This is a genomic window from Microbacterium sp. JZ70, assembly GCF_053903225.1.
In genome coordinates, this window is record NZ_CP096405.1 from 2,340,335 (window position 1) to 2,357,691 (window position 17,357).

The 17,357-nt window shown below is 71.8% G+C and carries 18 protein-coding genes; 5 read left to right on the forward strand and 13 right to left on the reverse strand.

All coding sequences use genetic code 11. The annotated features are described in order from the left end of the window. Positions 1-26: 26 nt before the first annotated feature. Positions 27-371 (reverse strand): VOC family protein, encoded by a 345-nt coding sequence (locus M1D46_RS10740; RefSeq protein WP_456285518.1) that lies wholly within the window; start codon positions 369-371, stop codon positions 27-29. A 106-nt stretch (positions 372-477) separates the two neighbouring features. Continuing rightward, the gene (locus M1D46_RS10745; protein WP_456285519.1) at positions 478-1,137 is read right to left on the reverse strand and encodes a DedA family protein; all 660 of its coding nucleotides are present in this window, start codon (positions 1,135-1,137) and stop codon (positions 478-480) included. A 107-nt stretch (positions 1,138-1,244) separates the two neighbouring features. Here M1D46_RS10745 and M1D46_RS10750 point away from each other — a divergent pair, with 107 nt between their 5' ends. Together M1D46_RS10750 and M1D46_RS10755 are read left to right on the forward strand one after the other, a co-directional pair. After that, positions 1,245-2,642 carry a histidine kinase gene (locus M1D46_RS10750; protein WP_456285520.1) on the forward strand — a complete coding sequence of 466 codons (1,398 nt, stop codon included), beginning with the start codon at positions 1,245-1,247 and terminating at the stop codon, positions 2,640-2,642. Then, positions 2,639-3,295, forward strand: a complete 657-nt coding sequence (locus M1D46_RS10755) for a response regulator (protein ID WP_456285521.1) — start codon at positions 2,639-2,641, stop codon at positions 3,293-3,295. The genes M1D46_RS10750 and M1D46_RS10755 overlap by 4 nt, the downstream gene beginning before the upstream one ends. A 92-nt stretch (positions 3,296-3,387) precedes the next feature. On the opposite strand, the gene M1D46_RS10760 is transcribed toward M1D46_RS10755, so the two are convergent. From M1D46_RS10760 to M1D46_RS10780, 5 genes are read right to left on the reverse strand one after another with little or no spacing between them, the layout of a single operon-like run. Beyond that, on the reverse strand, positions 3,388-3,846 hold the full coding sequence (locus M1D46_RS10760) for a pyridoxamine 5'-phosphate oxidase family protein (RefSeq protein WP_282977734.1): 459 nt from the start codon (positions 3,844-3,846) through the stop codon (positions 3,388-3,390). 4 nt (positions 3,847-3,850) lie between these two features. Continuing rightward, entirely contained in the window at positions 3,851-6,244 is a 2,394-nt protein-coding gene (locus tag M1D46_RS10765) for an ATP-binding cassette domain-containing protein (RefSeq protein WP_456285522.1), read from the reverse strand. 35 nt (positions 6,245-6,279) lie between these two features. Then, positions 6,280-6,690, reverse strand: a complete 411-nt coding sequence (locus M1D46_RS10770) for a VOC family protein (RefSeq protein ID WP_416383266.1) — start codon at positions 6,688-6,690, stop codon at positions 6,280-6,282. A 5-nt stretch (positions 6,691-6,695) separates the two neighbouring features. Next, on the reverse strand, positions 6,696-7,145 hold the full coding sequence (locus tag M1D46_RS10775; RefSeq protein ID WP_282977737.1) for a helix-turn-helix transcriptional regulator: 450 nt from the start codon (positions 7,143-7,145) through the stop codon (positions 6,696-6,698). A gap of 37 nt (positions 7,146-7,182) precedes the next feature. Next, on the reverse strand, positions 7,183-7,773 hold the full coding sequence (locus M1D46_RS10780; protein ID WP_456285523.1) for an LOG family protein: 591 nt from the start codon (positions 7,771-7,773) through the stop codon (positions 7,183-7,185). Between the two features lie 72 nt (positions 7,774-7,845). Here M1D46_RS10780 and M1D46_RS10785 point away from each other — a divergent pair, with 72 nt between their 5' ends. After that, on the forward strand, positions 7,846-8,766 hold the full coding sequence (locus M1D46_RS10785; RefSeq protein WP_282977739.1) for an AEC family transporter: 921 nt from the start codon (positions 7,846-7,848) through the stop codon (positions 8,764-8,766). Here the strand turns inward: M1D46_RS10785 and M1D46_RS10790 are convergent. Next, the gene (locus M1D46_RS10790) at positions 8,711-9,370 is read right to left on the reverse strand and encodes a DedA family protein (RefSeq protein WP_456285524.1); all 660 of its coding nucleotides are present in this window, start codon (positions 9,368-9,370) and stop codon (positions 8,711-8,713) included. The two genes, M1D46_RS10785 and M1D46_RS10790, sit on opposite strands and share 56 nt — an antisense overlap. Before the next feature lie 149 nt (positions 9,371-9,519). Next, positions 9,520-10,638: a glycosyltransferase family 4 protein gene (locus M1D46_RS10795; RefSeq protein WP_456285525.1), complete on the reverse strand. Its 1,119-nt coding sequence runs from the start codon at positions 10,636-10,638 to the stop codon at positions 9,520-9,522. Between the two features lie 139 nt (positions 10,639-10,777). Between M1D46_RS10795 and M1D46_RS10800 the strand changes: the two genes are divergently transcribed. After that, positions 10,778-12,949 (forward strand): amylo-alpha-1,6-glucosidase, encoded by a 2,172-nt coding sequence (locus M1D46_RS10800; RefSeq protein WP_456285526.1) that lies wholly within the window; start codon positions 10,778-10,780, stop codon positions 12,947-12,949. After that, positions 12,946-13,281 carry a MerR family transcriptional regulator gene (locus tag M1D46_RS10805; protein ID WP_271171857.1) on the forward strand — a complete coding sequence of 112 codons (336 nt, stop codon included), beginning with the start codon at positions 12,946-12,948 and terminating at the stop codon, positions 13,279-13,281. Before M1D46_RS10800 ends, M1D46_RS10805 begins: the two co-directional genes overlap by 4 nt. Here M1D46_RS10805 and M1D46_RS10810 read toward each other — a convergent pair. From M1D46_RS10810 to M1D46_RS10825, 4 genes are all read right to left on the reverse strand, one after another. Continuing rightward, positions 13,184-14,572 (reverse strand): acyltransferase family protein, encoded by a 1,389-nt coding sequence (locus M1D46_RS10810; protein ID WP_456285527.1) that lies wholly within the window; start codon positions 14,570-14,572, stop codon positions 13,184-13,186. The two genes, M1D46_RS10805 and M1D46_RS10810, sit on opposite strands and share 98 nt — an antisense overlap. Positions 14,573-14,689: 117 nt before the next feature. Beyond that, complete coding sequence (locus M1D46_RS10815) at positions 14,690-15,358, reverse strand: response regulator (RefSeq protein ID WP_271171859.1); 669 nt, start codon at positions 15,356-15,358, stop codon at positions 14,690-14,692. Continuing rightward, the gene (locus M1D46_RS10820) at positions 15,355-16,533 is read right to left on the reverse strand and encodes a sensor histidine kinase (RefSeq protein ID WP_456285528.1); all 1,179 of its coding nucleotides are present in this window, start codon (positions 16,531-16,533) and stop codon (positions 15,355-15,357) included. Before M1D46_RS10820 ends, M1D46_RS10815 begins: the two co-directional genes overlap by 4 nt. Continuing rightward, positions 16,530-17,297 (reverse strand): SDR family oxidoreductase, encoded by a 768-nt coding sequence (locus M1D46_RS10825; RefSeq protein ID WP_456285529.1) that lies wholly within the window; start codon positions 17,295-17,297, stop codon positions 16,530-16,532. Before M1D46_RS10825 ends, M1D46_RS10820 begins: the two co-directional genes overlap by 4 nt. Positions 17,298-17,357 lie beyond the last annotated feature (60 nt).

Genomic DNA, 17,357 nt, shown 5'->3' on the forward strand with positions numbered 1-17,357 from the left:
TCCGCGCAGGCACACGGCTCATCGTGTCAGGCGCCCCTGCAGACATCGACGATCAGGCCGCCGGGGCCGCGGAGGTACGCCGCCTCGGTGCCCCAGTCCGTGAGCAGAGGGCCGCGCAGCAGCTCGGCTCCGGCGGCGACAGCGCGCGAGGTAACTGCGGCCACGTCCTCGACGTAGTGATGCAGGATGACGCCATCCGTCGTGCCCCAGGGCACCATCGCGTCGCGGGACAGCATGACCCGGAGCCCTCCTGCGTCGAGCTCGCCGAAGTGCGGGCCGTCCGTGAGCACGGTCCATCCGTATGCCTCGGACAGCAGTCTCGTCGCCGCCGGGACGTCGTCCACCTGGATGTCGATCGCTTGCACGCCCATGGCGAGAGGCTATCGCGGCGGGGGTGCGTTGCCGGCGTCCTTCTTCCCGACGCCCTGCGCTGGCTCTGGAGCGACGTGCGCCGGTGAGCGAGCGACCCGCACAGGATCAGTCCTGGACGACCGGATCCTCCAGCTGTGCACGATTCTCGTCCAGCGACTCGGCGTCGCGAGCGAGGAAGCGCCGGAGAATCGCATCGATGACAGCACCGACCGCCGTCGCGACGCACACAGCCAGAAGGATGGCGACGAGCGGCTGGTCGTGCAGCCATCGGCCCGCGACGATGCCGAAGAGCGCTGAGTACGCGGCCCACGCGGTTCCGGCCGCGACGGAGAGCGGCACGAAGCGCCGCGCCGGATAGCCGGTGGCTCCGGCGGTCATGTTCACCGCGATGCGCCCGACCGGGATGTAGCGGGCCGCGAAGATGAGGAGTGCCGCCCGATCCCGCAGGCCGCGGCGAGCCCATCCGATCGCGGCCGCGACGCGAGGGGTGCGCATCCATCGGAAGCGTGTCGTGCCGATCGCTCGCCCCAGCTGATACGCGACGTTGTCGCCGGCGATCGCGCCGAGTGCGGCAGTCGCGATGAGAAGCAGCAGATGCGGCTCGCCGGAAGCGACCGAGATCGTCGCTGCGCCGACGACGACCGTCTCACTGGGCACGGGCGGGAAGAAGCCGTCGATGAAGCACACGCCGAACACCACGAGGTACACCCACGGCGATGCGGCGAGGTCGGTCACCAGCGTGGTGAGGAGGTCGATGAAGTCCATGCAGGCGACGCTATGGATCGGCTTTCGCGAGCGAATCGGTCGAACGGCAGGAGGAGTCCTTACTTTCGTCAGGTCTGCGCGCGACACCCGCTCCCTACGATGAATGCATGCGGCGCATCACGGATCACGTGCGACAGTCGTGGCCGACTGCACTCGGGGTCGCTCTCCTCGGCGTGGCGGTCGCGACGTCATTGCCGGTGGCGCGCTGGGGCGATTCCGCCGTCGTGCTTCTCCTTCTGCCTGCCGCGGTGTGCGCGTACCTCGCCGGTCGTCGCATGCGATCGCTCGCGGCAGCCATCCTCACCATCGCGGTGACGCTCGTCGCGCTCTTGCCGCTCTCGATCATCCTGCCCGGAGGGTCTGCCGGCGATTGGATGGCAGCGTCGCTCATCACCATCCTGACCGTGGTCGGTCCCTGGTGGATCGGGCGATATCGGCGGCTGCGCGCCGAGCAGCGCGAGTCCGACGCGCGGGTGCTGGCCGAGCGCGCGCAGGCCGAGGAGAGGGCTCGCATCGCGGATGACCTGCACGACACCATCGGCCATGAGCTCGCTCTCATCGCGGTCCAGGCGGGTGCGCTCGAGCTAGGCCGGGGACTGGACGAGGCGCAGCGGGAGCGATTCGCTGAGCTCCGGGAAGCGGCGGTGCGTGCGAGCAGCCGGCTTCACGACGTCGTCCGCATGACGCGACCCGCTTCCAGTGGTCGGCTCGAGCCGCTCGGCAAGGACGACATCGCGGCGCTCGTGAATGGGGCGCAGCAGGCCGGCGTTCCCGTCGAGGCGCGCCTCGACTCGGCCGTGCTCGACCGCCTGCACCCCCTGATGATCGAACTCACGGCGCGCACGCTGCGTGAGGGTCTCACGAATGCCTCGCGCCACGCACCCGGAGCGGCCGTCCAGGTGGAGCTCGTTGCGGATGGCGCTGAGCACCTCGACCTGAAGGTGCGGTCGGGCGCGCCATCCCGGCAGGGGACGCAGGGGAGTGGGCACGGGATCCCCAGTCTCCAGCGGCGTGCGGCCCTGCTCGGCGCGTCGGTCGAGGCGGGAGCGGTCGCAGACGGCTTCGAGCTGCGGCTCCGGGCGCCCCTCCGTCCTGAGCCGCGGACGGACACGAACGACCGCGTGTGGGATGCGGCACTGATCTCGAACTCGCAGGAGACCCGCCGACGGATCCTGCAGTCGGCTGTGGTTCCTGCGTCCGTCCTCGGGCTCGCCATCGTCGGCATCCTCGTCGTGCAGGCGGTCACCGTGACTCAGACGGCGATCCCGTCGAGCGTCTACGAGCAGATCGAACTGGGCGTCTCCCGTTCGGAGCTCGCACCTCGCTTGCCCGCGGGCATCCCCGCGCCGCCGCCGATCGTCGTGGAGGAAGACGCGCCACCGAGCGGAGCTCGGTGCGAGTACTTCGCGGCACGCGACGGGTGGCTCCACTTCACCGACGCGGTGTATCGCCTCTGCTTCGATGACGGCGTGCTCGTCGAGAAGACCCTCCTGGGTGCGTCGTGATCCGCGTCCTCCTTGCGGACGACGAGCCCATGATCCGGGCAGGGGCGCGGGCGATCCTCGAGTCCGACGCTGGAATCGAGGTCGTGTTCGAGGCAGGGGATGGCCGGAGCGCGATCGACGGCGTGCGGCAGCATCGTCCGGACGTCGCGATCCTCGACATCCGCATGCCGGGCGTGGACGGGCTCACCGCGGCCGCGGAGATCGCGCGGGCGGCACCGAGCACGAGGGTCGTGATCCTCACGACCTTCGGCGAGGACGAGTACGTCGAGCGCGCGCTGGGCGAGGGCGCGCTGGGCTTCCTCGTCAAGGCCGCTGATCCGCGAGAGCTCATCGCGGGGGTCCGTGCCGTCGCCGACGGGGGAGCGTACCTGTCGCCGACGATCGCCCGAAGGGTCATCGCGCCCTACCGCGGAGGAGAGCGGATGCGCGACGCGGCCGCGCGGGAGGCGCTTGCGGGATTGACCGAGCGGGAGAAGGCGGTGCTGGCGCTGCTCGGCGGGGGCGCGTCGAATGCGGAGATCGGCGCGCAGCTGCATCTCGTCGAGGGAACAGTCAAAGGCCACGTCAGCGCGATCCTCGGCAAGCTCGGCGCGCGCAATCGTGTCGAAGCCGCGGTGATCGCGCATCGCGCGGGGCTGGTCACCGCCGAGTGAGGGGAGCCGCGCGCATCTCGCCGCGGACCATCCCTCAACGCGAACTGACATAATGTGCATTATCGGATGTTCCCGATCGCGCGGCGTCGCCCTCAGATCAGCCACTCGCCATCCGACATGAGCATCCGTCCGGGGAACTCGTCCACTTCGCGCCAGGACTGGATGCGCGTCGGGCGCAGCACGAGGAACACGTAGCCTGCGAGGCCGCGTGGGTCCCAGTCCGCCTGCGCGGCATACGCGTGCCCGATGCTCTCGACGTCGTCGACGCCGTGCGTCGCGTCGAGCGACGCGTCGATCAGGACGACATCTCTCGTCTGGCCGACACCGAGCCGCGCGACGCCCGAGGACGCGATATTCCGCGCCGTGAGAGACGAGCCCTCGAGCGCGACGATGATGCGATCGTCCGCCCACGCGATCGACAGCGGCACGAGATGGGGTCGCCCGTCCGGCGACGCCGTCGCCACCCATCCGTCCGCCGCAGGTGCGGTCAGCTGGCGGAGCGCATCGGCCTTGCGCGTCGCGCGGTCGCGCGGCGGTGCGGAGCCACTCACCGCGTCAGCCTGCTTCCGTGACAGCCGGCGCGCCGACGTACTGCGCCAGATGCTCGCCGGTGAGCGTCGACCTCGCGGCGACGAGGTCGGCCGGCGTGCCCTCGAAGACGATGCGCCCGCCGTCGTGGCCGGCCCCGGGCCCGAGATCGATGATCCAGTCCGCATGAGCCATCACCGCCTGGTGGTGCTCGATCACGATCACGGTCTTGCCGGCGTCGACGAGCCGATCCAGCAGCCCGAGGAGGTTCTCGACGTCGGCGAGGTGGAGACCCGTCGTCGGCTCGTCGAGCACGTAGACCTCGGCCTTCTCCCCCATCTCGTTCGCGAGCTTGATCCGCTGACGCTCGCCGCCCGACAGCGTCGAGAGCGGCTGGCCGAGCGTCAGGTAGCCGAGGCCGACATCCTCGAGCCTGCCCAGGATGGCCGCGGCCGCGGGGATCCGCGCCTCGCCCTCGGAGAAGAACGCGCGTGCCTCCGCGACGGGAAGGTCGAGCACCTCGGTGATGTCGCGCCCGCCGAGCTTGTATTCGAGCACGCCCGCCTGGAACCGCTTGCCACCGCAGTCCTCGCACGGCGTCTCGACGGTCTCCATGAACCCCAGTTCGGTGACGATGACGCCGGCGCCCTTGCATGTCGGGCACGCGCCCTCGGAGTTCGCGCTGAAGAGCGCTGGCTTGACGCCGTTCGCCTTCGCGAAGGCCTTGCGGATGGGATCGAGGAGGCCTGTGTAGGTGGCGGGATTGCTGCGCCGCGATCCGCGGATCGCACCCTGGTCGATCGAGACGACGCCCTCGCGTCGCGCGACCGACCCGTGGATCAGCGAGCTCTTGCCCGACCCCGCGACGCCCGTGACGACCGTGAGGACGCCGAGTGGGACGTCCACGTCGACATCCTGCAGGTTGTTCTCGCTCGCACCGCGCACCTCGATGGCGCCCTTCGGCTCCCGAACGCTCGGCTTGATCTGCGCGCGGTCGTCGAGGTGCTTCCCGGTCAGGCTTCCGCTGGCCTTCAGCCCGTCGACCGTCCCCTCGTAGCAGATCGTTCCGCCGGCACTGCCCGCGCCGGGCCCGAGATCGACGACGCGGTCGGCGATCGCGATGGCCTCTGGCTTGTGCTCCACGACGAGCACCGTGTTCCCCTTGTCGCGCAGCTGCAGCAGGAGCGTGTTCATGCGCTGGATGTCGTGCGGGTGCAGGCCGATCGTCGGCTCGTCGAACACGTACGTGACATCGGTCAGCGCGGAGCCGAGGTGACGCAGCATCTTGATGCGCTGCGCCTCGCCGCCCGACAGCGTGCCGGATGGCCGGTCGAGGCTCAGATAGCCCAGGCCGAGGGTCACGAACGCGTCGAGGTTCGCGCCGAGCGCCGCGAGGAGCGGGACCGCGCCGGGCTTGTCCAGTCCGCGCACCCACTCGGCGAGGTCCGTCACCTGCATGCGGCATGCGTCGGCGATGCTCACGCCGTCGATCTTCGAACCGCGCGCTGCCTCGGTCAGACGGGTGCCGTCGCACTCCGGGCACGTCGCGAAGGTCGCCACGCGCTGCACGAAGGCGCGGATGTGCGGCTGCAGCGCGTCGATGTCCTTCGAGAGCATCGACTTCGTGATCTTGGGGATGAGCCCCTCGTACGTCATGTTGATGCCGGCGATCTTGACCTTGGTCACCTCGCCGTAGAGGAACGTGTGCCGCTGCTTCTCGGTGAACTGGGCGATCGGCTTGTCCGACGGGTAGAACCCCGACTGCGAGAAGCCCTTCACCATCCATCCGTCCGGCGTGTAGCCGGGCACCATGATCGCGCCCTCATCGAGCGACTTCGACTCGTCCACGACCTGCGAGAGGTCGATGTCGGACACCGCTCCCCTCCCCTCGCACCGCGGGCACATGCCGCCGAGGTACACGACGTCCTTGACGATGGTCTTCTCCCCCGTCGCCGACGTCATCACGCCGCTCGCCTTCTGCGTGGGGATGTTGAACGAGAACGCGGTCGGGCCGCCGATGTGCGGCTCTCCCAGCCGGCTGAAGAGGATGCGCAGCATCGCGTTCGCGTCGGTGACGGTGCCCACAGTCGAACGCGGATTCGCTCCGAGCCGCTCCTGGTCCACGAGGATGGCCGTCGTGAGCCCCTCGAGGACGTCGACGTCGGGGCGCGGCACCGACGGCATGAACCCCTGCACGAACGCGCTGTAGGTCTCGTCGATGAGGCGGCGCGACTCGGCGGCGATCGTGTCGAACACGAGCGAGCTCTTGCCCGACCCAGAGACGCCCGTGAACACCGTCAGCCGCCGTTTCGAGATCTCGATGCTGACGTTCTTGAGGTTGTTCTCCCGCGCGCCCTGCACGCGGATGACGTCGTGCGTGTCGGCGACGTGAGCGGAGGGGCTGTCGGAGGCTGCGGTCATCGTCTCTCCAGGTCGGCAGAAGGGGCTCGGGGCGGTCAGGGGCGCTGCTGCAGGCGGATCATATTGCCCGCCGGGTCGCGGAACGCCGCGTCGCGAACGCCGTACGGCTGGTCCATGGGCTCCTGCACGACGTCGACGCCCAGGGCCTCGAGCCGCGCGAACTCGGCGTCGACGTCGGGCGTCGCGAGCAGGAGGCTCGCATACGTGCCCTTCGCGATCATCTCGAGGATGGTGCGGCGCTCGTCATCGGTGATCCCGCTCTCGACGGCGGGCGGGTAGAGCACGATGTTCGTGTCGGGCTGGTCAGCCGGGCCCACGGTGAGCCAGCGCAGCCCCTCGTAGCCCACGTCGTTGCGCACCTCGAAGCCGAGGGCGTCGCGGTAGAAGCCCAGAGCGGCTTCAGGGTCGGTCTGCGGCAGGAAGCTGGAGTGGATCGTGATGGTCATGTCGCTCACGCTATCCGCGGGTCGGATGGTCGCGCTTCTCGATTCCTGATCGGTCGCGTCACGTGCTTGGTGATGAGGGTGGGAACGCCCGCGAGATCGCCCTCGGACCGCCGCCGGTACTCGCTCGGCGGCATTCCCACGAGCTCGGCGAAGCGCGTGCTGAACGTGCCGAGCGATCCGAAGCCGACCTCGAAGCAGATCTCCGTGACGGTCAGATCGCCGCGTCGCAGGAGCGACATCGCCCTCTCGATCCGCCGCGTCATGAGGTAGGAGTACGGAGACTCCCCGTACGCGAGCTTGAACTGCCGGCTGAGGTGGCCAGCGGACATGCCCACGCCGCGCGCGAGTGCCTCGACGTCGAGCGGCTGGGCGAACTCGCGGTCCATCCGGTCGCGCACCCGGCGGAGGAGGGCGAGGTCCCGAAGCCGGTCTGCGGGGGCGGGTGGGCTCGTCACGTAGGCGATCCTGCCATGCCCTGCCGACGTCGCCGGGTCAGGGGCGCGGCGCGGGCGACCCCCACTTCGGTGCCGGCGGCTCCCAGGTCTCGAGGGCATCGAGCAGCGTGCCCGCGTCGTCCGCCACGATCAGGGTGTCGCGGAACGCGGAGCGGACGAAGCCCTCCGCCGTTATGTGGTCGAGAGCATCGAGCAGCGGGCGCCAGAAGCCGGCGACATCGAGGAGGGCGACCGGCTTGCGGTGGATCCCGAGCTGCAGCCAGGTCCACGCTTCGAAGAGCTCCTCGAGCGTGCCCGCTCCCCCGGGCAGCGCCACGAAGGCGTCGCCGAGCTCGGCCATGCGCAGCTTGCGCGCGTGCATGTCGGGCACGATCTCGAGAGCGGTCAGCCCCGGGTGCGAGATCTCGGCGTCCACAAGGTCCTGGGGCATGACCCCGATCGCCTCTCCGCCCGCCTCGGATGCGGCGTCGGCGACCGTGCCCATGAGCCCGACCCGCCCGCCGCCGTAGACGAGCCCCGTGCCGCGCGCCGCGAGCGCACGGCCGAACGCGGTCGCGGCCTCGGCGTAGTCCGGCCGCACACCCGTCGCCGACCCCAGGAACACCGTCACGCGCTCGATTCCGCTCACCCCGCGAGCCTATCCAGCGCACGGGGCGCATCGCCGCGGGGCGTAGGTTGGAGGGGTGAGAGAGACCCCCGCATGATCGACGTCCTCACCGGCTTCGCGGTCGTCGGCGTGGCGATCCTCACCGGCTACGTCGTCGGGCGCGTCGACCTCCTCGGGCCGCAGGGCCGATTCGTGCTCAGCCGACTCTGCTTCTTCGTGCTGAACCCGTTCCTGCTCTTCACCGTGCTGGCAGAGGCCGATCTCGGCGTGCTGTTCTCGGCTCTGCTGCCCGTCTCCGCGCTCGCGGCCGCGGCGATCTTCATCCTCTACGGCCTCGTCGCCCGGCTCGGCTGGCGTCGCGGCTGGGGCGTCACGGCGGTCGGCGCGCTGGGAGCCGGGTACGTGAACGGCAACAACATCGGCATCCCGATCGCCACCTACGTGCTCGGCGACGCCGCGTACGCCGCGCCCATCCTGCTCCTGCAGCTCCTCGTGTTCACGCCGATCGTGCTCGCCATCCTCGACGGCTCGTCGTCGGGCGAAGCGTCTTTCGGGGCGATCGCGCGGCGGACGCTGCGCAACCCCATGATCATCGGCGCGGCCCTCGGGGTTCTCGTGGCGCTCCTCGACGTCGAGCTCCCGCCCATCGTCATGGACCCGCTGCGGCTCCTCGCGGGCGGAGCCGTGCCCGTGCTCCTCATCAGCTTCGGCATGTCGCTCTACGGCCAGCGCGTGCTCACGCAGGTCGGCACGCGCCGCGACATCGCCCTCGCGACGGTCTGCAAGCTCGCGCTCATGCCGCTCGTGGCATGGGCCATCGGCCGATTCGCCTTCCAGCTCGACGACCACGCGCTGCTCGCGGTGGTCGTGCTCGCCGCGCTCCCCAGCGCGCAGAACGTCTTCAACTACGCGCAGCGCTACGAGGTCGGCGAGGTGGTCGCCCGCGACACCGTGTTCCTCACGACGCTGGGATGCCTGCCGGCTCTGTTCGCGTGCGCTCTGCTTCTGGGCTGAGCGAGCGCTGACGCAGGGCGATCACGCGATCGATCGCGATCCCGAGCACGATCGCGATGCCTGCGCCGATCGCGGCGCCCAGGAGCGGCTGCTCGCGGAGCCAGGTGCCGGCGATGAGGCCGATGCCGACGGAGTACGCCGCCCAGGCGGCCGCCGCGACGAGCGCGAGCGGCACGAAGCGGCGGGGCGGATAGCGCGTCGCGCCGGCGGTCAGGTTCACGGCGACGCGCCCCACGGGGATGTAGCGCGCGATGAGGATGAGCGAGGCGCCGCGCCGATCGAGGCCCGCCTGCGCCCACTCGATCGTCCGCCGCACGCGCCCGATCCGCATCCATCCGAAGCGCTCCGTCCCGATCGCGCGCCCCAGGAGGTAGGTGAGCCCGTCGCCGACGAAGGCGCCGCACGCCGCGAGGAGCGCGATGAGCCAGGGCACCGGCTCCCCCGTCGCTGCGCCGATCGCCGCAGCCGACGCGATCACCGTCTCGCTCGGGACGGGCGGGAACAGCCCGTCGACCGCGCACACGGCGAACGCGACGAGGTAGATCCAGGGCGAGGTCGCGGTGTCGAGCAGCACCGTGGCGACGAGGTCGAAGAACGCGGTCATGGGGATCCCTCCGGGTCGCTTACGACGCTACGGAGGGGCGTGTGGCGCGTCGTCACCCCGTGGGTGCGTTCCCATCCCCCTGGAGGATGACTCGTGTCCGTCCGGGACGGCCGCGCGAGCGATGCGCGGCCGTCCCGGACGGGCTCGGCTCAGGCAGCGGCGGCCGTGAGAGAGCGGATGGTCTCGCTCCCCTCGGCGAGGACGCGGTAGACCCGCTCGTACCCCTCGGCCATCACCGGCAGATCGAACCGCGTCTCCGCATCGCGGCGGCAGGCCGCGGGATCGAGATCGCCCGCGCGCTGGATCGCCTGCGCGAGGGCGTCGAGGCCGTCGACGACGAACCCGGTCTCGCCGTGCCGGACGATCTCGGGCACGCTGCCGCGCGGCGTCGCGACGACGGGCGTGCCGCACGCGAGCGCTTCGGCCATCACCATGCCGAACGGCTCCTCCCACTGGATCGGGAAGACGAGGCAGGCGGCGCTCGCGAACAGCTCGCGCTTCACGCTCGCGTCCGCCTCGCCCACGTACTCGGCGTCTCGGCCCAGCAGGGGGCGCACGGCGTCGGCGAAGTACTCGCGCTCGGCGGTCTCGTTGAGCTTGCCGGCGAGCACGATGCGACGCCCCGCACGCCGCGCGGCCTCGATGGCGAGATGCGCCCCCTTGTCGGGGCTGAAGCGCCCGATCCAGAGCACGTGATCCTCCTTGTGCGGGCGGAACGGAAAGCTCGGCACGTCGATCGCGTTGTGCACCGTCCCGACCCAGTTCAGATCAGGAGCCTGACGGCGCTGGGCGTCGGAGATCGCGACGAGGTCGACGCTCGACCCGAGCCGGCGGTAGTAGTCGCCGTTGTCACCCGTCACCGGCCCATGCATCGTCACGAGCGTAGGGATGGTGCGCGAGCGGGCGAGCAGGGGCCCCGCCGCGGAGTTGTCGTGGACGATGTCGAGCTCGCGCTCGTCGAGCGAGCGCGCCGCCTCGGCCGCGAGCACGACCTCGGGCATGACGCTCGACCCCAGCAGGTGCGAGGGCGGCCCGTCGTACACCCGCACGTGGCGCTGCGCGCGTGTGCGGCGCTCCCCCGAGGCGACGAGGGTCACCTCGTGTCCGCGGGCGACGAGCTGGTCCACGAGGGCCGCGACGACGGCCTCGGTTCCCCCGTAGCCGCGGGGCGGGAGCTCGAAACACGGCGGCGCGATCATCCCGATCCGCAGCGGGCGCGTGGCCACCTCGTCCTCCGGTGTGCCCTCTCGTTCGACGATCAGCGACATGCGCGTACCTCCTCCTCCATCGGCGCTATCGCAAGGTGGGGTGAAGAGCTCGACGTTGAGCCGTCGCTTGTCAGGTTATTGAGAGGAAACCTACGATTGCAAGTGAAGGTTTTCAGAGCGCCCGTCAGAGAGGAGCACCGTGACCGACATCGTGTCGACCCCCGTCGAGACCGCAGACGACGTGGAGCCGCGGACCTCCCGGCCGCCCATCGACGACGATCGCACCCGGCCCCGAGGACTCGGCACCGTGCAGCAGCCGCAGGCATCCGTGACCCTCGTCGAGGGATCGTCGTTCTGCGTCTCCCGCCCCGATGGCGACATCGTCCCTCGTCAGGCCGATGGCCTCTTCGTGCAGGACACCCGCGTGCTGTCTCAGTGGGAGCTGCGCATCGACGGCCATTCGGTCGAGCCGCTCGGGATCATCCCGGCAGAGCCCTTCGAGACGCGCTTCATCGGCCGCGTTCCGGCCCGCCCCGGCAACATCGAGCCGACGATCATCGTCGAGCGGCGCCGGCTCGTCGGCAGCGGCATGCGCGAGGACCTCGCGATCTCGAACTACGGGAGCGAGCCGGCGGGTCTCGACGTCGTCCTCCACGTCGACGCGGACTTCGCCGACCTCTTCCAGGTCAAGGAGCGCCGGGCCGAGCGGCCGGCGGGCGTGACGGGCGGGTTCGACCGGGACGGACTCCACTTCCGCCTGGAGGGCGAGGGGACGGCCCAGCGGGGCGTGCGCGTGTCGGCGCCCGGAGCGCAGGCCGCCTCGGGAGCGCTCGCCTTCCGCATCGTCGTCGAGCCGGGCGGCACGTGGCGGGGCAGCATCGAGGTTCGACCGGCCGTGGACGGCAGCGAGCTGGCCGCGTCCTTCCCGCTCGGCGACCCGGTGGAGGGCACGCAGCCGGCGCTGCGCATGCGTGGGTGGCACGACGCGACACCCTCGATCTCGGTGGCGAACACGGTGCTGGCGGCCGCACTCGCGACAAGCGAGCGTGACCTCGGTGCGCTCCGCATCGTCGACCCGTCCCATCCCGAGGACGAGGTCGTCGCGGCGGGAGCGCCGTGGTTCATGGCCCTCTTCGGCCGGGACTCTCTGCTCACCAGCGCGATGATGATGCCCTTCGCGCCGAGTCTCGCACTCGGGACCCTGCGCGCCCTCGCTCGGCTGCAGGGCGCGCGCGAGTCGGCGATGACGGAGGAGCAGCCCGGGCGCATCCTCCATGAGGTGCGGCTGGGAGCGGACCTGTCGCTCGCCCTCGGCGGCGATCGGGTCTACTACGGATCGATCGACTCGACCCCGCTCTTCGCGATGCTCGTCGGCCAGGCGCGGCGCTGGGGAGCTCCCCGCGAGGCCATCGAGGAGCTGTGGCCGCATGTGCGACGCGCCATCGCGTGGATCGACCGCTTCGGCGACCGCGACGGCGATGGGTTCGTCGAGTACCAGCGCAGCACCGACCGCGGGCTCGCGAACCAGGGATGGAAGGACAGCTCGGATGCCATCGCCCACCGCGACGGCACCGACGCGCAGGCGCCGATCGCGCTCGCCGAGGTCCAGGGCTACTGCTACGCGGCGCGGCTCGCGGCCGCCGAGATCGCGGAGACGCTGGGCGAGGCGGCGTACGCGGCCGAGCAGCGCTCGCGGGCCGCTGATCTGCAGGCGCGCTTCCACGAGGCGTTCTGGCTGCCCGACGAGGGCTTCTACGCGCTCGCGCTCGACGCGCGCAAGGAGCCGGTGCGCGTGCTCTCCTCGAACGTCGGGCACTGCCTCTGGACCGGCATCGTGCCCGACGAGGTCGCCGACCGGGTGATCGACCGCCTGCTGCAGCCCGATCTCTTCACCGGCTTCGGCATCCGGACCCTCTCGTCGCGGTCGCGGCGATTCAACCCCGCGAGCTACCACAACGGGTCGGTCTGGCCGCATGACACCGTGCTCGCGGCCGCAGGCATGGCCCGGTACGGGCGCCGGGATGCCGCGGTCGAGGTCGCGACCGGTCTCCTCGATGCGCTCGAGGCGTTCGACGGGCGTCTCCCCGAGCTCTTCTGCGGCTTCGCGCGCGACGACAAGCCCCTGCCGGTCCCCTACCCGACGTCCTGCTCCCCGCAGGCGTGGGCCGCCGCGACGCCGTTCGAGATCCTCCGGATCTGCCTCGGGCTGGATGCCGACGTTCCCGAAGGCCGCCTCGACATCCGATCCGTGCCGCCCGCGATCGGCCGCGTCGAGATCACCGGCCTGCCGATCGGGCCGTGGAGGCTCGACCTCCGCGCAGATGAGACCCGCACCGAGGTCTCCGGACTGCCTGAAGGGATGGGGACATGAGCGATGACGCCGAGACGAGCGACGGCGAGCCTGCGTCGCCCCTGGACGACCAGACCGCGCCGTTCTACACGATCGGGCAGGTCTCGTCGCTGCTCGGGATGCCGCAGGCTGCGCTGCGTCGCCTCGACGACCAGGACATCGTCTCGCCCGAGCGCTCCGAGGGCGGCCAGCGCCGGTACTCGCGGAACGAGGTCGATCGACTGCGCGAGGTGGCGACGCTGACGGAGGAGGGTGTCACCCTGCCCGGCGTGCGGAAGGTGCTCGCCCTCCGGCGCCGCGTCGAGGCCCTCGAAGAGGAGATCGCCGACCTCCGCGCGCGCCGGCCGGAGTGAGGCCTCGGGGCAGGATCGGGCCGGCCGCCGACAGCCGCACGGCGAGCGCGGCGAGGAGCGCGGAGAGCACGGCCGTCGCGGGGCCGAGCCCGAGCGCGAGCACCGCGGCCACCGCGGCCGCCCCCGTGAGGGTCGCGAGGGCCGCGCGCCCTGCCTGCTCGGTGACCGGCTCCGCACCCGAGCGCGCGTGCCGCGTCTCGAAGCGGCTCGCGGCCCAGGCCACCGCGCCCACGACGACTGCGCCGAGCACGAGCCACGCCGGGCGGTCCAGCCACCATGCGGGAGATGCGGGCGCCGGAAGGTCGGCGCCGGTGACGAGGGCGCTCCCCGCGACGGCTCCCGCGAGCGCCACGAGCGCCGGCATGTGCCACAGGTAGACGGTCATCGCGCGGCCGCCGATCGCATCCACCGCTCGTGCGATCGGCGGCTGCCCTGCCCATCGGCGCAGAGCCGGGCGCGCGAGCGTGAACAGGGTCACCTGCGCGAAGGCGAACAGAGCGAGCGCGACCGTCGGCGGATTGAGGTTCACGTACATGTCCGCCGCGTAGGCGCCCGACACGACGAGGACGAGGAGGACGCCGACGGCGCCCGCGGCCATCCGCCAGCGCACGCGCGCCGCGATCGCGTCAGCGCGGCCATCCTCGATCCAGAAGCCGAGCTGCTGCACCGTGAGCCACACGGAGGCGAGACCGAGCAGGCCGAGAGCCTCGACGCCGCTCGTCATCCGGAGGACGTCGCCGGCGACCACGGCCGCGGCGAGCACGGCGAGCGTGACGACGGGAGCGCGATCATGCGCGGCGACCAGCGCGGGCACGAGCGCCTGCGCGAAGACGAACACCCCGAGGAACCACAGCGGCTGCGACATCCGGAATCCCGCGACCGCGACGAGATCGCCCGGGACCCCCGCGACGAGCAGCGCCGAGAGGCCCGCCGCCAGGACGAGCATGACGAGCGGGAGGGGCCGCAGGAGACGCCGCACGCGGGTGGCGGCGAACGCCGCACGGGAGGCCCCGCGAGCGCGCGAGCGTCGGAACGAGCGGGCAGCGGTGAATCCCCCCGCCGCGAAGAACAGGGGCATCACCTGCACGAGCCAGCTCCAGGGAGCGAACCCGTCGATGTCGAGCGCGTTCGAGAACACGGGGCGACCGCCCTGGACGTCGATGCCGACCATCGTGGCGTGCAGGAGCACGACGACGACGAGGGCGCCCGCGCGGGCGAGATCGATGCTGCGGTCCCGATCGGGACCGTGAAGCGGTGGGGCGGATGGTGCGGTGGCGGCAGGCGCGGACATGCGGGTCTCCTCGACGGTCGGTGTCGGGGAACCGTACGGAGGCGACCGCGCCCAGCGGATCACCCCGGGGGTCGATCTGCGCGGCGGCGCTGCCCTCCCTCGGGGTGAGCGCGGGCGTCAGGCCGGGGTGACAAGCCCCGCGTCGTAGGCGAAGATGACCGCGTGCACGCGGTCGCGCGCGCCGAGCTTCTGGAGGACCCTCCGCACGTGCGTCTTCACGGTCTGCTCGGCGATGAAGAGCGCGCTCGCGATCTCGCCGTTCGACAGACCGCGGCCCATGAGCGTGAGCACCTCGCGCTCCCGCTCGGTGAGCCCGGCGAGGTCGAGCCGTGCGCGCGTGGGCGGGGCGGGTCGCCGGGTGACGACGTCCTCGATGAGCCGTCGCGTGATGCTCGGCGCGAGCAGTGCATCGCCAGCGGCGACGACGCGCACCGCCTGGACGAGCTCGTCCGGCCGAGCGTCCTTGAGGAGGAATCCGCTCGCCCCCGCGCTCAGCGCGTCATAGACGTACTCGTCGATGTCGAACGTCGTGAGCATGATGACGCGCGGCGGCGATGGCCGCGGGTGCCGCGGCTGCAGGATCGCGCGCGTCGCCTCGATCCCGTTCTGCACGGGCATCCGCACGTCCATGAGGACGATGTCGGGGTGCGTCTCGTTGACGAGCCGAACGGCCTCCTCGCCGTCCCCGGCCTGGCCGACGACGCGGAAGTCGGGCTGAGCGGCGAGGATCGCCGCGAATCCTGCGCGCACCATGGCCTGGTCGTCGACGACCGCGATCGTGATCATGCCTCGCCCCTCTCCCCCGCGACGTCGACCGGGAGCTCCGCGTGCACGCGGAAGCCGCCCTCTGCCGTGGGGCGGGCGTCGACCGTTCCGCCGACGAGCGCGGCGCGCTCCCGCATCCCCCGGAGCCCGAGGCCGGCTCCTGGAGGCGCCTCGACCGCGGCGGCCGGCGGCGAGTTCTCGACCTCGATCACGAGCATGCCGCCATCCTCCCGCACCGTCACGGTGGTCGCGCTCCCCGGTGCGTGGCGGAGCGCGTTGCTCAGCGCCTCTTGCACGATCCGGTAGGCCGCGAGCTGCAGCGAGGCGGGCAGGTCGTCGGCGTGCGCGTCGCTGCGCAGCGTGACCGCCGCGCCGGCGTCGACCGCGTCGCGCGCGAGTGCGGGGATGTCGGCGAGGCCCGCGACGGGCGCGAGAGCCGCCTGCTCGTCGCCTGAGCGCAGCACGCCGAGCAGACGGCGCATCTCGCCGAGGGAGCGGCGTGCGGCACCACCGATCTCCTCGAACTCCGCCGCGGCCGCGTCGTCGAGCTCGGGGAGCCGGAAGCGCGCGGTCGCGGCCTGCACCTGGATGAGTGACAGGCCGTGCGCGACGACATCGTGCAGCTCGCGTGCGATCCGCTGACGCTCCTCGACCTGAACGCGCGCGGCGTGCTCGTCCTCGGCGATCGCGCGCTCGCGGGCGAGGGCGGCGCCGAGCGCGCGTCGCTCGCCGAGCAGGGCGGCGACGCCCAGTGCCCCGGCCCCGATCGAGAGCGCCACGATCACGTTCGCCGGCACCGCGTCACCGCGCGCCGTGAGCACGTGCGACGACACGAGCGCCCCGGGGAGCACCAGCGCCCAGACGCCCGTGCGCCAGCCTCGGCGGAGAGCCACGAGCCCGCACAGCAGCGCGAACCCGATGATGCCCGTGACCGACCAGGGCCACGGCACGCCGACCGGGGGCGCCCACAGGGCGAGTGCCGCGGACGCGCCAGTGAACGCGACGATGGCCGGCCAGGGCGCGACCGGCGCCACCGCGATCGCGCCGGCCTGCAGGAGGGCGAGTGCGAGCGCCCAGCCCGGCGGGACGCCGTGCACGGCGGCCTCGAACGGCGCGCTGACGGCCGCGAGAGCGGCGCTCGCGAACCCGATGGCGACCCACCAGGCGGGCGAGAGCCCCCGCGCGCTGTCGGTCACTCCGTGCCGCGGAACCCGCTGATGTCGCCGACGATGCGCTCGTTGTCCGCGGGGATCGGATCGACGATCGCCTGCGCGATCTCGGCGGCGAACTCCGAGACGTTGTAGAGGCGACCCGCCTCCTCGCGCCGCGCCGCGATCGCGCCGGGGTTCACGCGCTCCAGGAGCGTCGCGGTGATCGTGCCCTCGATCATGTCGCCCGAGACCACGACGAAGTCGACGCCCTTCTCGGTGAGGGCGGGGATGCGCTCGCGCAGCGCGTCCTCGCCCGCGCGCTTCGACAGGGCCACGGGCTCGTACGCGTCCATCGTGGGCGTCGTGCGGATGAAGTGCGCCTGGTGGCTCGTGACGAACACGACGCGTCCGCCCGCGGGGATGATCGGCAGCGCGGTCTCGAGGACGTTCACCTGGGCATCGCGGTTGAGTCGGAGCGCGTAGTCCTCGCCGACGCCCGTCTCCATGCCGCCCGAGGCGTTGAGCACGAGCACGTCGAGCGACCCGAACTCCTCCTTGACCGCCTCGATCATCGCCGAGACCGAGCCCGGGTCGGTCAGGTCCGCGCCGACGACGAGCGCCTTGACGCCGAGCTCGCGCACCTCGGCGGCGAGCTTCTCGGCGCGGGGGGCCTTGTTGCGGAAGTTGATGACGACGTTCGCCCCCGCCTGCGCCGCGTAGCGCACGGTGTCGGCGCCGATCCCTCGTGACGACCCCGTCACGAGGACGGTCTTGCCGGCGAGGGACTGCGGTGCGAGAGGCTGCGACACGAGGACTCCGAGAGCGTGGGGACGGGAACCGTCCGACCCTACCAAGTGCGGTCTGCGCGC

Excerpts from the sequence above, each read along its gene's own strand:
- M1D46_RS10740 (WP_456285518.1), bottom strand. The coding sequence starts at position 371 with ATGGGCGTGCAAGCGATCGACATCCAGGTGGACGACGTCCCGGCGGCG.
- M1D46_RS10745 (WP_456285519.1), bottom strand. The coding sequence starts at position 1,137 with ATGGACTTCATCGACCTCCTCACCACGCTGGTGACCGACCTCGCCGCA.
- M1D46_RS10750 (WP_456285520.1), top strand. The coding sequence starts at position 1,245 with ATGCGGCGCATCACGGATCACGTGCGACAGTCGTGGCCGACTGCACTC.
- M1D46_RS10765 (WP_456285522.1), bottom strand. The coding sequence starts at position 6,244 with ATGACCGCAGCCTCCGACAGCCCCTCCGCTCACGTCGCCGACACGCAC.
- M1D46_RS10770 (WP_416383266.1), bottom strand. The coding sequence starts at position 6,690 with ATGACCATCACGATCCACTCCAGCTTCCTGCCGCAGACCGACCCTGAA.
- M1D46_RS10785 (WP_282977739.1), top strand. The coding sequence starts at position 7,846 with ATGATCGACGTCCTCACCGGCTTCGCGGTCGTCGGCGTGGCGATCCTC.
- M1D46_RS10790 (WP_456285524.1), bottom strand. The coding sequence starts at position 9,370 with ATGACCGCGTTCTTCGACCTCGTCGCCACGGTGCTGCTCGACACCGCG.
- M1D46_RS10795 (WP_456285525.1), bottom strand. The coding sequence starts at position 10,638 with ATGTCGCTGATCGTCGAACGAGAGGGCACACCGGAGGACGAGGTGGCC.
- M1D46_RS10805 (WP_271171857.1), top strand. The coding sequence starts at position 12,946 with ATGAGCGATGACGCCGAGACGAGCGACGGCGAGCCTGCGTCGCCCCTG.
- M1D46_RS10810 (WP_456285527.1), bottom strand. The coding sequence starts at position 14,572 with ATGTCCGCGCCTGCCGCCACCGCACCATCCGCCCCACCGCTTCACGGT.
- M1D46_RS10815 (WP_271171859.1), bottom strand. The coding sequence starts at position 15,358 with ATGATCACGATCGCGGTCGTCGACGACCAGGCCATGGTGCGCGCAGGA.